Raw genomic sequence first — 13,335 nt, 5'->3', positions numbered from 1 at the left:
TCGCTGGCCTCGACGATGCGTGGTTCGATGAGCGGGAAGCGCGCGAGCCGCTCCTTGAGCGCCGTCAGCGCCGCATCGGTCATCTCTCGCCGTCCGGCGGTCTCCTGGCTCTGGCTGCGGTCGACGACGACCGGCACGACGGTGGTCAGGCGCTCGCGGTTCTCCTGAAGGAGCAGCGGGTTGGCGAGCGCGGCAAGCACGGCGAGCGCGGCCGTGAGGCGGAGCGCCGTTCCGCGGATCGAAGAGCGGAAGCCGAGCACCGCAAGGGCAAGCGCGATCACCGCGAAGGCTGCGAGGAAGGGGAGCGGCAGGAAGGGCGAAAACTCGATCGTCATCGTCACTGCCCCAGCCGTTCGAGCAGGGCGGGGATGTGCACCTGGTCGGCCTTGTAGTTGCCGGTCAGCATGTACATCATGATGTTCACGCCGGCGCGGAAGGAGAGTTCCCGCTGCCTTTCGTCGGGCGGCACGGTCGGGAGCATGGAGGCGCCGTTGTCATCGATCGCCCAAGCGCCGAGCAGGTCGTTGCCGGTGATGAGGACCGGAGACACGCCGTCGGCGGAGGAAACCACGCCGCTATTGCTGTTGCGCGCCTCCTGGCGGGCCTCGACCCAGAGCGGACTGCCGCTGTAGCGGCCGGGAAAACCCGTCAGCAGGTAGAAGGAGCGCGTCAGCACGTGGTCCGAGGGCACAGGTTCCAGCGGCGGGATGTCGATGTTGGCGAGGATGGCCCGCAGCCGCTCGCCGTTCGCGCTCGGGCCTTCGTCACTGCCGAAGCTCGCATACTGGTCGCGGGTGTCGAAGAGGACGGTGCCGCCGGCGCGCATATAGGCGTCAATCCGGTTGATCGCAGCGGCCGAGGGCATCGGTGCCGACGCCGAGACCGGCCAGAAGATGATCGGATAGAAGGAAAGCTCGTCGGTTTCGAGGTCGAGCCCGACCGGCTCTGCAGGCTCGAGCGTGGTGCGGTAGGTCAGGAACTCCGTGAGGCCGGCAAGCCCCCGTTCCGAGAGCCGGTCGACGTCCGGTTCGCCGGTGACGACATAGGCGAGGTGGGTGTTGTCGAGCCGCTCCAAGAGCTTCTCATCGCCGGGGCGGGCATCGGCCGCATGGCTGCTGTCCGGGTGGAGAGCGAGGATCGCGGTGACGGCCAAAGCGGCTGCGAGGCCCTGGCCGCGGCGTCTGCCGCTGAAGACGCCGTTCATGAAGAGCACGATCAGGCTGTCGGCGAGGAGAGCCAGGAAGGCGAGGGCGAGCAGCGCCGGCTTGAGCGGCGTCGCGGCGTTCCCTGCGAGCGCCTCGCGGGTGACGGCGGCCGCCGGATCGACGGGAAGCGGCAGGAGTTCGGCGCCGGGTTCGAGCAGGTTCAAGGCGACGAAGCCGTCCTCGCTGCCGTAGAGGCCGGGCGGATTGTCGAAGGTCGCAGCGAGCGGCCGTCCGGCACCGAGATTGATCGGTCTCGCCGTCGCGGTGTCGGTGGTCATCGCTCCGCGCGCGGTCAGCAGGCGGTAGGGCGGCAGCGTCGCCGCGGCGGTGCCGTTCCCCTCGGCGCTCGCGCCGGCGTGTGACAGTTGCACGATCCGCCGCAACATCTCGACGAACTCGCCCGAGATCGGCAGATCGGACCAGGTCGCCTCGGCGCTGACGTGGAAGAGCACGATGCGGCCGGCGCCGTTCTCCTTGACCGTCACCAGCGGCGTCCCGTCGTTGAGGCTCGCCCAGGTGCGTTCCTGAAGGTCAGGGGTGGGTTCGGCCAGCACCTGGCGCTTGATCAGCACGCCTTCCGGCTTCTTCATGCCCGCGAACGGGCCGGTCTTCGGGAAATCGGCGAGCGGCTGCGGTTCGGCCCAGGACATGGCGCCGCCGAGCACGCGCTCGCCCTGCCTGAGCATGACGGGCAGCAGCGGATCGTCAGCGGGTGCGGCGGCGAGGCGTGGACCGGCAAAGCGGATGACGGTGCCGCCCTTGGCGATCCAGCGCTGGAGTGGCTCGTAGAGTTCGCCGGGCAGGCGGCCGATGTCGGCGAGAATGATCACCGAGGGGTTTTGCGCAAGGAGTTCGGGGATCGCGGCGGCGAGGTCGGCATTGTTCGAGCGGATCAGGTCGGCATAGGGCGCAAGCGCGCGCTCGGTGTAGTAGAGCGGCGAGAGAAGCGGCTGGAAGCCGTCGTCCGGTTCGCCGGAAATCATCGCCACGCGCCGGCGACGGAAGCCGTCATCGAGCAGATGGGTGGCGCCGGCATTGGCAGCGCCGGTGACGGTAAGCCGAGTGAAGTCGTTCCGCAGCTCGAACGGGGCGGCGACGGTCGCCTTGGCAAGCGTCTCGCCGGGCGAAAAGCGTGCCTCGCCGGTGGCGATCGCTCGGCCCTGCCGGTCCTGCGCATCGATCATCAGGCGGCTCTCGCCGGCGGAAGGCAGCCGGGAAACCGTGACGTCCAGATCGTTCGCGCCGTTTACGGCGTTGGTGATCGCGACCGCGCCGCGTCCGTCGCCTTCGACGAGGCGCAGTTGCCGGGGCGCGAGCGCGGACAGTTGCGTGACCGTATCGTCCTCGGTGGTGGCGGCAACGCCGTCGCTGACGAAGACGAGCGAGCCGGGCGCGGTTCCGTCGAGCGCTTCCTTGAGCGCCGTGATGGCACGCGGACGATCCGGTTTCAGCGGCTTCGGTTCCGCGGCGCGCAGCTTCTTCAGTGCGGCGGCCGCCGTCCCCGGCACCGCGTCGTGGCTGGCATCGGCGGTGAAGGCGATCGCGACGGGAATGTCCTCTCCCTCGGCTTCCGCAATCAGGCCCTCCGCTGTCGCGACCCTGCGATCCCAGTCGGCGGCGGCTGCCCAGCTGTTGTCGACGAGGAGGACGAGCGGGCCGTCGCCGGAAACGGATGCCGTCCGCGGATTGAGCACCGGATCGGCGAGCGCGAGGATCACGAGGGCGGCGATCACCATCCTGAGGAGCGTCAGCCACCACGGGCTCTTGTCCGGTGTCTCCTCGCGCTTCAGGACGGTCGCGAGGATGCGCAGCGGCGGAAAAACCTCCGTCCGCGGACGCGGCGGCGTCAGCTTCAAGAGCCACCAGATGAGCGGCAGGGCGGCGAGTGCGATGAGGATGGCCGGCGTCCCGAAGGCGAGGGGAAGAAAGCTCATCGCACTCCTCCCGCGGGCTGCGGCGGATTGCCGGAGAGATACATGTGGACGGCGACGAGCGCCTGCGAGGCAGGCTGGTCGGTCCGGTGGGCGACGAAGCTCCAGCCGAGCCGCCGCAGTGCTTCGCCGAGGCTCTCGCGGCGGGCGAAATAGGCGCGGCGATAGTCTTCCTGCAGCCGCTCGGCGCGGCCGGAGACAAGCTTCTCGCCGGTTTCCGGATCCGTGAAGATCGTCCGCCCGCTATAGGGAAAGGATTCCTCCGCCGGGTCGGCCACCTCGACGACATGGCCACGCAGCCCGCGCCGGGCAAGCGGGGCGATCCGCTCCATGATCCGGTCGGCATCGTCGAGAAAATCGCCGATCAGCACGATGTCGCTGATCCCACGGATCATCGCCGTCTCGGGCAGGCCGGCGCTCGGTGGCGCGTGCATGATCGCAGCGGCGAGCCGTTCGGCGGCATTGCGCGAGGAAACGGGGTCCATGACGCCCGGACAGCCGATGCGCTCGCCCGAGCGGGCGAGGATTTCGGCGAGCGCCAGCATCAGCACCAGGGCCCGGCCTTCCTTCGAGACCGGCGCGAAGGAGGATTTGTACATCATCGACGGCGACATGTCGGCCCAGAGCCAGACGGTATGGGCGGCCTCCCATTCGCGGTCGCGGACATAGGTGTGGTCGTCGCGGGCCGAGCGCCGCCAGTCGATGCGTGAGAGGCTTTCGCCCTCCGCATAGGGACGGAACTGCCAGAAATTCTCGCCGATCCCACGCTTGCGGCGCCCGTGCCAGCCGGCGATCACCGTGTTGGCGATCCGCCGCGCCTCAACCATGCAGTCGGGAACGAGCGCGGCGCGCTGGCGCGCGCGCGTCAGCGCATCGCTTCCGGAGGTCTGTTCGACGATCTGGCCGACTGCTGCCACGCTGACCGCCTTTCTAGCCTCGCGCCTGCTTGACGAGGTCGAGGATAACGTCGCGCACCGTCATGCCTTCCGCGCGGGCGGCAAACGTCAGCGCCATGCGGTGTTCGAGAACGGGCTCGGCGAGGGCCATGACGTCGTCGAGAGAGGGCGCGAGCCGTCCCTCATAGAGGGCGCGCGCGCGGGCGCAGAGCATCAGCGCCTGACCGGCGCGCGGGCCGGGGCCCCAGGCGACGTTCTTGTCCGTGCCGGCGTTCCCGTGGCCCGGACGGGCGGAGCGGACGAGCGCCAGGATCGCATCCACCACTGTTTCGGAGACGGGCATCTGGCGGATCAGCTTCTGGATGTCGACGAGCCGCGCTGCATCGATGACGCTCGACGGCTTCGCCTCGGTGATGCCGGTCGTTTCGAGCAGGATCTGCCGCTCCGCCGAAAGCTCCGGATAGCCGACATCGACCTGCAGCAGGAAGCGGTCGAGCTGCGCCTCCGGCAACGGATAGGTACCTTCCTGCTCCAGCGGGTTCTGGGTCGCGAGCACGTGGAAGGGGGAGGGCAGGTCGTAATGCTGCCCGGCGATGGTGACGTGGTATTCCTGCATGGACTGCAGGAGTGCCGACTGAGTGCGGGGGCTCGCGCGGTTGATCTCGTCGGCCATCAGAAGCTGCGCGAAAACCGGCCCCTTGATGAAGCGGAAGGATCGCCGCCCCGTCTCGTCCTGGTCCATGACCTCGGTGCCGAGAATGTCGGAGGGCATCAGGTCGGGGGTGAACTGGATGCGGTTCGCCTCGAGCCCCAGCACGCTTCCGAGTGTCGAGACGAGCTTGGTCTTGGCAAGGCCCGGCACCCCGACGAGTAGGGCATGGCCGCCGGAAAGGATGGCGAGCAGCGTGTTTTCGACCACGCGCTCCTGGCCGAAGATCACCTTGGAGACTTCCTGCCGCACCTCGGCGATGTCGGACAGCGCCTTCTCGGCCGCGGCGATGATGGCCTTCTCGTCGAGCAGGGGTTCGGCCGACGTCATCATGCCCATGATCTTCTCCCTCTGGTTCCGGCGTCAGGACATTCGTACCATGCCGCCGTTCTTCCGTCGCATCTAAAAGAAGTTATTCCCCAATCGGCGGCTGACAAGCGTGCGCGGAATGACTATCTCGTGACAGACAGCGATTATCGACAAACCGGGACGCAAAGATGGCAGGCGAGACCCTGAAGGCGACGGCGGATGCGGCCGGACTGGCGGCGCTGGTCGCGCGTGCCGCCGACCAGACCGCGGGCAGGGGGCTGCCGCCCGTCGAGCGCTGGAACCCGCCGTTCTGCGGCGACATCGACATGGAGATCCGCGCCGACGGAACCTGGTTTTACATGGGAACGCCGATTGGACGGGAAGCGCTGGTGCGCCTCTTCTCGACCGTGCTCAGGAAGGACGAGGACGGCAAGACCTATCTGGTGACGCCTGCCGAAAAGGTGGGAATCCGGGTCGAGGATGCGCCCTTTCTGGCCGTCGAGATGGTGCCCGGCGAACGCGACGGCGAACCGGTGCTCACCTTCCGCACGAATGTCGGCGATGTCGTCGAGGCGGGGCCGGATCACCCGTTGCGTTTCGTCGTTCACGGCGAGAACCACGAGTTGAAGCCCTATCTCAACGTGCGCGGCCGGCTGGAGGCCTTGGTGTCGCGCGCCGTCCTGTACGATCTCGTCGAGCGCGGCGAGGTGATCGAGGTCGACGGCGTGGAGATGTTTGCGGTTCGCTCCGCCGGCACGGTCTTCCCGGTCATGCGGGCGGACGAACTGGACACGTTATCGCGATGACGCTTTCGACGCTCACCCCCCGCTTTTCCGCCGCCGACTTCCGGCACAGGGCGCTCAACCAGATCGGCGCGCCGCTCGAACATGCCTGGCGCGAGCACGGCGACCACCTGCTCAATCCGGAGACGCTGCAGGAGATCGAAGGGCTTCAGTTCAAGGATGCCGCCGTGCTCGTCCCGGTCGTCGACGACGGTGACGATGGTGCCAAGGTGATCCTCACCCAGCGGACCACGCGGCTGCGCAAGCATTCCGGCCAGATCGCCTTTCCCGGTGGCGGCATCGACGAGACCGACGTCTCGCCCGAGGAGGCGGCGCTGCGCGAAGCGCAGGAGGAGATCGGCCTCGACCCTGCCTATGTCGAAACAGTGGGACGCCTGCCGCAATATCTCTCGGCGACCGGCTTCCGCATTTTCCCGGTGCTGTCGGTCGTCCGCCGCGGTTTCACCATCACGCCCAATCCGCACGAGGTGGAGAGCGTCTTCGAAGTGCCGCTTTCCTTCCTGATGAACCCGGAAAACCACCAGCGCGACAGCCGGGACTGGCGCGGCATCGTCCGCCACTACTACGTGATGCCCTATGCCGAGCGCTATATCTGGGGCATCACCGCCGGCATTATCCGCACGCTCTATGAAAGGCTCTATGCATGACCAACCTGTCGCAGGAGCCGTGGTTTCGCGACCCGGCGCTCATCCGTGTCATGGACCTCCTGAACGCCGAAGGCGGCGAGGGGCGGGTCGCGGGCGGCGCCGTTCGCAACAGCCTGATGGGGCTCCCCGTCGCCGACATCGACATTGCGACGACGCTGGAGCCGGAACAGGTGACCGCGCGGGCGAAGGCTGCCGGCATCAAGGCGGTGCCGACCGGCATCGATCACGGCACGGTGACGCTGGTCGTCGACGGCAAACCCTTCGAGGTGACGACGCTTCGCCATGATGTGGAAACCGACGGGCGGCGCGCGACGGTGCGGTTCGGGGCGGACTGGCGGGAGGATGCCGAGCGGCGGGACCTGACGATCAACGCGCTCTACGTCGACCAGGCGGGCGAGGTGATCGATCTCGTCAACGGCCTGCCGGACGTCGAGACGCGGACGGTGCGGTTCATCGGCGACGCCGACAGGCGGATCGCCGAGGACTATCTGCGTATCCTGCGCTTCTTCCGCTTCTTTGCCCATTACGGCGCCGGGCGACCCGACGCCGAAGGGCTCAAGGCCTGCATGCGCGCGCGCGGCAAGCTCGCAACGCTTTCGGCGGAAAGGATCTGGTCGGAGCTCAAGAAGCTGCTCAAGGCGCGTGATCCGAGCCGCGCGCTGCTGTGGATGCGCCAGTCCGGCGTGCTCACCGAAATCCTGCCGGAGACGGAGAAATGGGGGATCGACGCGATCCACGGGCTGGTTGCCGCCGAACATGCGCTCGGCTGGCATCCCGATCCGATGCTGAGGCTCGCGGCGATCGTGCCGAAGGACGCCGCACGGCTCGCGGCGATGGCCGAACGGCTGCGGATGTCGAAGGCGGAAGCACGCTTCCTCGATCATTTCGCGCGTGCGCCGAAGCCGGATATCGCCGTCAAGGATACCGCATTCGACCGCGACCTCTACCTCCACGGCAAGGAGGGGCTCACGACGGTCCTCAAGCTCGAGCTTGCTACGGTGCGGGCGAAGGGCGAGGACGACCCGGCGATCATGGCGCGGGTTGCGCGGCTCTCGGCGCTTCTCAAACGGGCCGAGGCCTTCGAGAAGCCATCGTTTCCGGTTTCTGGCGCGGATCTGCTCGCTGCCGGCATTTCACCGGGGCCGGCAGTCGGAAAGGCGCTGAAAGCGCTGGAATCGGAATGGGTTGCCGGCAATTTCTCGATGGACCGGGCGAGGTTGCTCGCCCGGCTCAAGGAGATGAGTGTTTCCTGATCTGGTTCAGGCCGTCGCCTTTTCCGTCGTGACGATGCGGGCCTTGATGTTCTCGATCATGTTCTCGCGGATGATGGTTTCACCATGCGCGGTCCGCATATGTTCGACCGCGCGGCGCACGACTTCCGCTTCCTCGTCCGCCCGCGTATGCCACGGGCAGCCCGGCACGAGCGAACCGCATTCAAACAGCTTCATGGCTTTCTCCTCTTCATGTGGGGTTCAACCCTTTCTCAAATCGGCGGGAAGGCGCATAGGTTCCCTCCCGCACGCGCGACCGGGCGCGAGGCAATGAAAAAGGGAATCTATACCTGTTCCGGCATAGCCCAGGCGTTGAACACCGAAGGGGCTGCCTTCGGCTTCCAGCCGCGGATCAGGGTCTTCACTGCTTGATCGGTGTCCAGAGCGCTGAGATCACGGCCGGCGAGACGAAGTCTGACTTCCTCCACGAAATAGGAGTGGGGAAGGTCGACGCCGCCCGACGCCCTGAGTTCTTCCGCGAGACGGTCGATGATGCGCTCGGTTTCGGCAGCGTTTTCGCTGTTCTTGGGAGTGGGAGCGCTAGTCGAACGGGCCATTGCATTTCTCCTCCTGCAAACCGCGGGGAGAATAGCACGACGTTAGGGATCACTAAAATATAAAATTCGTTAGGGTTTGTGACTCAATCGACGCGGTCAGTCTTCATGGCCAGCGTACGACCGGGGGTAGCGAAGACAGGATCGACTCGACATTTCCTCCGGTCTTGAGCCCGAAGATCGTGCCACGGTCATAGAGCAGGTTGAACTCGACGTAGCGTCCGCGCCGTACGAGCTGTTCGTCGCGATCGGCCTCCGTCCAGTCGTTGTTGAAGTTCGAACGGACGATCCGCGGATAGACGAGGTTGAAGGCACGGCCGACATCCTGCACGAAGGCGAAATCGGCGGCCCAGCCGCCCTGTTCCGCCCCGGAATGCAGCCAGTCGAAGAAGATGCCGCCGATGCCGCGCGGCTCGTTGCGATGCTTCAGGAAGAAGTATTCGTCGCACCAGGCCTTGAAGCGCGGGTAGTCCGCGACGGCCGCGTGCTTGCCGCAGGTGATTTCCATCGCCCGGTGGAAGAGACGGCTGTCGGGATCTTCCTGGGTGCGGCGGCGATCGAGCACCGGCGTGAGGTCGGCACCGCCGCCGAACCACTGGCTGGTGGTGACCACCATGCGGGTGTTCATGTGAACGGCGGGAACGTTCGGATTGACCGGATGGGCGATCAGGGAAATGCCCGAGGCCCAGAACCGCGGGTCTTCCTCGGCACCGGGCATCTGCTTGCGGAATTCCGGCGAGAACTCGCCGTAGACGGTGGAGGTGTGGACGCCGACCTTCTCGAAGACGCGGCCTTCCATCATCGACATCCGGCCGCCGCCGCCGGCGCCGCCATCGCGCAGCCAGTCCTTGCCGACGAACCGGCCGGGCGGCTGATTGGAGAGCGGTCCCGCCAGCTCCTGTTCGAGCGTTTCGAAGGAGGCGCAGATGGTGTCCCTCAGCGTCTCGAACCAGGCGCGCGCCTCGTTCTTCTTCTCTTCGATGTTCTCGGGCAATTCCCGTGGCAGGTCGGGTCTTTCCATTCCTCAGGTCCTCGTCTCCGGCCGTCTTGAACGAGTCGGCCGCATCGACCCATGGCTTAGCAGGTCGCCCGGCGGCGGGCCAGAGAGGCTCCCCGCCGTCCCCCGAATTTCGACTCGCAAACGGGCGGCTGCGCGACTACATTTCAGGGTAGGCGAGGTGTTTCATGACGAAGATACCCGGCTTGCCGCCGCTCGACGGTCTCAGGAAGGAAATTGCCAAACATCGGAGGGCGAAGTCCCGTTCCGAGACCGGGCATTTTGTTCGCGAGACCTTCTGTCTGTCGCGCGAGGAGGCGAGGGCCAAGGCCAGGGAGTGGTTCGACGCCTTTCCCAAGGCCGCCTACTGGACCGAGGTCGAAAGCTGGCGGCAGCTCGATGGTGACCGGATCGAGTTCACCATGCGGCGCCTTCCATCCGCCGACTGACCTTTTCTGGTTCTATCGGATGTTTCCCCCTCTCGGCGGCAGGGATCGGTAAAATTTTATCCGTGCGCTGAAAGCTTTCGAAATGCCGGTTTGGCACTCTCCGGCCATCCGTCCGCAATGATATCGGAAAGTACCAATAGAGAATGAGTCTCCTGCAATCCCTGTCCTCTGCCGCAACGTTCTCGCGGGCCGGCGAGCGTGTCGCGCCATCCGCCGTTGTACCGGCTCCAGCCGTCACCGCGCGGAAGGTCGACGCAGCCGCCGAAAACGACAGTTACTGGTCGATCACCACGAGCCTCGGGATGGGCAGTCTTTCCCTGTCGAGTGCCGCAGACGCGACGGGGCGTGCGGCCGCGCTGACCGATGTCGCCGCCCTCGGCATCGAGACGACCACCGGTATCGTCATGGACATCCGCGAGCGGCTCATCGAGGCCCGCTCGCCGGGCGCCGACCGCAATGCACTCAATACGGAGATCGGCGCGCTGAAGGAGCAGTTGGCGGCGGCTGCCGCTTCCAGTACCTATGACGGACAGAACTGGCTCCATCTCGACGCGGGTCAGCGGCCGAAGGTGCAGTCCGTCATCGCCTCCGTGTCACGCTCGGGGCCGGGCGAGCTTTCCGTCAACGTCGCGGATTTCGATACCGGCCGATCCGTGGTCACCAGCAGCGAAAACGCCGCCGACGGCGTTCTGACGCGCGCCCATGCCGGGCTTACTCGCAGCGGCGGGGGCTACGCCTACTTCCTCCTCGATACCAATGCCGCCGTTCCGCCGTCCTCGCCGGCGCGCGAGGTTTCCCTTGCCGGCAACACGAGTTCGACGGAACTCGACGGCATGATCGCCGCCGTCGACAGCATGCTGACCGGTCTCTACGAGGCCGGCGCCTCGCTCGGCGTCATGCGCAAGGGCATCGCCGGCGACGACGGTTTCCTCGACAGCATCCCGGAAATGACCGAAAGCGCTGTCGGCGAACGCATCGAAACCGGCATGACCGGTGACGAGGCCCTGCGTGCGGCGCTGCAGGTCCGCGACCAGCTTCAGGCGACCGGCCTCAACATCGCAAACGGCGACATGCGGGCACTGTCCGACCTGTTCCGCTGACGGCTTCTTCTCGACCGTCAGGCGGAAGGCGCCGCGTCAGTGGATGGAGTTCTTCTTGGGAGATCTCTGCCGTGCCGCGGGCTTGCGTGTGCCGGGTGCGGCAGGGGCTTTCTCAGGCACAATCGAGACCACCTCGTCCTTCGCCGTGTCGGCGACATCCGCGACGGGGGCGACGTGCGGAAGAGCCGTCACCTCCGCCGGAGCCGGCGCGGCGGTCTCCACGACGACCGGCAGGCTGTGCCCGATGAGCTCCTTCAATACACTCGTGACCTGTAGCGAGCCGGGCAAGTCAGTGTTCGTCGAATGCCCGGCGAGCGGCACGCGGATGTCGGTGCCGATCTGCGGCCGCGAGTTGACTTCGCCATACCAGTCGAGTTCGCCGACCACGTCGACGACGTCGGTGAATTCCGGCGGCATCACGATGCGTCCGCCGAAAGTCACGATCCTCAGTCCGTCGGCGAGCGTGCGGACGCGCTGCGGATTCGTGCGCCTCAGTCCATAGAGCGCTTCCGAGAGCACCCGGTTGCCGCTCGAATGGGCCGCTAGCATGTGGAAGGAGAGCCGCGGATCACCGAGCAGTTCGGCTGCCGTGTCGGCGTCGAGGCAGGACCCGCCCTCGCGCCCGGGGTTCAGGTGGCGCTGGGCATAGGCGCCGAGCTGCGGGCGGCCGACCGCATCGTCCAGCGTTTCCATCTGACTGCGGAAATGCCCGAGCCAGCCGAAGAAGAAGCTTCCGCCCATCGCCTCGACGAAAACGTCGCCGAGGCCATAGCCGGAGACGATCGCCGCAACGGGAGCACCGACCGCGTCCGCGACGTTGCGGGCGAAGGCCGCAGCCCCGATTGCCGAACCGCCGACACCGGCGATCGCCAGCACGTGGACGTCCTTGCCGCCGCGCAGCAGGTATTCGTCGACGCTGTCGCACAGCGTCAGCATGCCGGCGCCGGTCGGCGGCACGATCATGATCAAGCCTTCGGCCGTGATGGCGTCGCTGATATAGAAGACTTCCTCGGAGGTAAGCGCCTTCACGTCATAGAAGAGCGCATCGAGGCCGGTGTTGCGCGCCCTCAGCGCCTCCAGCGCAACGTTTCGGAAGGGGCGGTGCTGCAGCCTTTCGGGGATGCTCAGGCTGCGCGCGAACTGCGTCAAGCCCAGGGTGAATGCCGTATCGAACATAAGGCCACCTCGTCGTTCTTTCGCGCTGCAGCATGACACAACGGCGGGACTTCGCCAAGCGCGTGTTTGCCGCAGCCGTCTTCAACTTTCGAGCAGATGCGGTCCGCCGCCCTTCTCGGCCAGAGTGTCCATGGGATTTCTGAGCGGGCAGTCGCTCATCGACAGGCAGCCGCAGCCGATGCAGCCGGTGAGGTGGTTCCTGAGCGACTGCAGCTGGTCGATCCGCCGGTCAAGCGCGTCGCGCCAGCGTTCGGAGAGGCGGCTCCAGTCCTCGGCCGTCAGCGGCCGGTCGTGCGGCAGCACGGAGAGCGCCTCGCCGATCTCGGCAAGCGGGATCCCGGTCTTCTGCGCGACCTTGATGACGGCGACACGCCGGAGCACCGAGCGGGGATAGCGGCGCTGGTTGCCGCGGTTGCGGTTGCTGTGGATGAGACCCTTGGCTTCGTAGAAATGCAGCGTCGAGACGGCGACGCCGCTGCGCTCGGCGACCTCGCCGACGCTTAGCTCGCGCCGCGGCTTTTCGGGATCGGATTTCTTCGCGACCATGTTGACCTCAATATTGGTTGAGGTCTTATACGGTCAAACAGACGCTTTTCCAAGCGGGTCGCAGCGCGGCGAGAGGCGGTCAGGCTTGCCCGAACCCGGTCTGCCGCAGGGCCTCGCCGGCGATCATCGCCGCCGACATCGCGACGTTGATCGAGCGCTGGCCCGACATCATCGGGATGATCACGCGGCCCTCGGCAGCGTCGTGGACGAGATCGGGAACGCCGGCGCTTTCCCGGCCGAAGAGAAGGATGTCGTCGGGGCGGAAGGCGAAGTCGACATAGGGAACGGCTGCCTTCGTCGAGGCCAGGACAAGGCGGCGGCCGGTCGTCGCCCGCCATGCCTCGAAGCGTTCCCAGTTGACGTGGCGCATGAGGGAAACCGCGTTGAGATAGTCCATGCCGGCGCGCTTCAGGTTGCGGTCGGATATGTCGAAACCGGCCGGCTCGATGACGTCGACGCCGAGGCCCAGGCAGGCGGCGAGGCGAAGGATGGTGCCGGTATTGCCTGGAATGTCCGGCTGGTAGAGGGCGATGCGCAACGAGGTCATGGCGCGTTTCTTAGGCCAGGTGGAGCCGCAAGCTCAAGTGCCGGTTCGGCGAGCGGTAGAGTTGTGGTCAATGGGCAACACCGCGGCAGTGATGCGCGCAGAAGGAGCAGATTGACGCTTTTCAATTCGACGGGAGGCGGCTAGGTTTCGCATCTCTTCAACACGCAACAGGGAGGCCTTGATGATACCCACTGG

14 protein-coding genes and 1 pseudogene are annotated in these 13,335 nt (G+C 66.5%); 5 read left to right on the top strand and 10 right to left on the bottom strand.

Features of this window, described 5'->3' with window-relative positions; all coding sequences use genetic code 11:
• The 4 genes and pseudogenes from NHF53_RS12580 to NHF53_RS12565 all read right to left on the bottom strand — a co-directional run.
• A pseudogene (locus tag NHF53_RS12580) lies at positions 1–335 on the bottom strand (hypothetical protein); the annotation flags it as partial.
• A 2-nt stretch (positions 336–337) separates the two neighbouring features.
• On the bottom strand, positions 338–3,139 hold the full coding sequence (locus NHF53_RS12575; protein ID WP_252834458.1) for a DUF4159 domain-containing protein: 2,802 nt from the start codon (positions 3,137–3,139) through the stop codon (positions 338–340).
• On the bottom strand, positions 3,136–4,053 hold the full coding sequence (locus NHF53_RS12570) for a DUF58 domain-containing protein (protein ID WP_252834457.1): 918 nt from the start codon (positions 4,051–4,053) through the stop codon (positions 3,136–3,138). Before NHF53_RS12570 ends, NHF53_RS12575 begins: the two co-directional genes overlap by 4 nt.
• A gap of 13 nt (positions 4,054–4,066) precedes the next feature.
• A complete protein-coding gene (locus NHF53_RS12565) occupies positions 4,067–5,080 on the bottom strand; it encodes a MoxR family ATPase (protein WP_252834456.1) in 1,014 nt (337 codons plus the stop codon).
• Positions 5,081–5,238: 158 nt separating this feature from the next.
• On the opposite strand from NHF53_RS12565, the gene NHF53_RS12560 reads away from it, so the two are divergent.
• Genes NHF53_RS12560 through NHF53_RS12550 form a run of 3 tightly spaced genes read left to right on the top strand, consistent with a single transcriptional unit; the run spans position 5,239 to position 7,753 of the window.
• Positions 5,239–5,856 (top strand): DUF1285 domain-containing protein, encoded by a 618-nt coding sequence (locus NHF53_RS12560; RefSeq protein WP_252834455.1) that lies wholly within the window; start codon positions 5,239–5,241, stop codon positions 5,854–5,856.
• Positions 5,853–6,500: a CoA pyrophosphatase gene (locus NHF53_RS12555; protein WP_252834454.1), complete on the top strand. Its 648-nt coding sequence runs from the start codon at positions 5,853–5,855 to the stop codon at positions 6,498–6,500. The genes NHF53_RS12560 and NHF53_RS12555 overlap by 4 nt, the downstream gene beginning before the upstream one ends.
• On the top strand, positions 6,497–7,753 hold the full coding sequence (locus tag NHF53_RS12550) for a CCA tRNA nucleotidyltransferase (RefSeq protein WP_252834453.1): 1,257 nt from the start codon (positions 6,497–6,499) through the stop codon (positions 7,751–7,753). The genes NHF53_RS12555 and NHF53_RS12550 overlap by 4 nt, the downstream gene beginning before the upstream one ends.
• Positions 7,754–7,759: 6 nt before the next feature.
• Here the strand turns inward: NHF53_RS12550 and NHF53_RS12545 are convergent, their stop codons facing one another.
• From NHF53_RS12545 to hemF, 3 genes are all read right to left on the bottom strand, one after another.
• Complete coding sequence (locus NHF53_RS12545; RefSeq protein ID WP_182306730.1) at positions 7,760–7,948, bottom strand: DUF1059 domain-containing protein; 189 nt, start codon at positions 7,946–7,948, stop codon at positions 7,760–7,762.
• Positions 7,949–8,055: 107 nt separating this feature from the next.
• Positions 8,056–8,328, bottom strand: a complete 273-nt coding sequence (locus NHF53_RS12540; RefSeq protein WP_112690833.1) for a hypothetical protein — start codon at positions 8,326–8,328, stop codon at positions 8,056–8,058.
• 103 nt (positions 8,329–8,431) lie between these two features.
• Positions 8,432–9,346: an oxygen-dependent coproporphyrinogen oxidase gene (hemF, locus tag NHF53_RS12535; RefSeq protein WP_114361315.1), complete on the bottom strand. Its 915-nt coding sequence runs from the start codon at positions 9,344–9,346 to the stop codon at positions 8,432–8,434.
• Between the two features lie 164 nt (positions 9,347–9,510).
• Between hemF and NHF53_RS12530 the strand changes: the two genes are divergently transcribed.
• A complete protein-coding gene (locus NHF53_RS12530) occupies positions 9,511–9,771 on the top strand; it encodes a hypothetical protein (RefSeq protein WP_252834452.1) in 261 nt (86 codons plus the stop codon).
• Positions 9,772–9,914: 143 nt separating this feature from the next.
• Positions 9,915–10,871: a flagellar hook associated protein gene (locus NHF53_RS12525; protein WP_252834451.1), complete on the top strand. Its 957-nt coding sequence runs from the start codon at positions 9,915–9,917 to the stop codon at positions 10,869–10,871.
• Positions 10,872–10,907: 36 nt separating this feature from the next.
• On the opposite strand, the gene NHF53_RS12520 is transcribed toward NHF53_RS12525, so the two are convergent.
• The 3 genes from NHF53_RS12520 to NHF53_RS12510 all read right to left on the bottom strand — a co-directional run bounded on the left by NHF53_RS12520 (position 10,908) and on the right by NHF53_RS12510 (position 13,140).
• A complete protein-coding gene (locus tag NHF53_RS12520) occupies positions 10,908–12,047 on the bottom strand; it encodes a cell envelope biogenesis protein OmpA (protein WP_252834450.1) in 1,140 nt (379 codons plus the stop codon).
• An 81-nt stretch (positions 12,048–12,128) separates the two neighbouring features.
• Positions 12,129–12,593 (bottom strand): redox-sensitive transcriptional activator SoxR, encoded by a 465-nt coding sequence (gene soxR, locus NHF53_RS12515; protein ID WP_252834449.1) that lies wholly within the window; start codon positions 12,591–12,593, stop codon positions 12,129–12,131.
• 79 nt (positions 12,594–12,672) lie between these two features.
• Positions 12,673–13,140 (bottom strand): tRNA (cytidine(34)-2'-O)-methyltransferase, encoded by a 468-nt coding sequence (locus NHF53_RS12510; RefSeq protein ID WP_252834448.1) that lies wholly within the window; start codon positions 13,138–13,140, stop codon positions 12,673–12,675.
• Positions 13,141–13,335 lie beyond the last annotated feature (195 nt).

Origin of the sequence: Ciceribacter sp. RN22 (assembly GCF_024054295.1) — a bacterium.
GTDB classification, from domain to species: Bacteria; Pseudomonadota; Alphaproteobacteria; order Rhizobiales; family Rhizobiaceae; genus Allorhizobium; species Allorhizobium lividum.
This window is presented reverse-complemented; position numbering and strand designations above follow the sequence as displayed.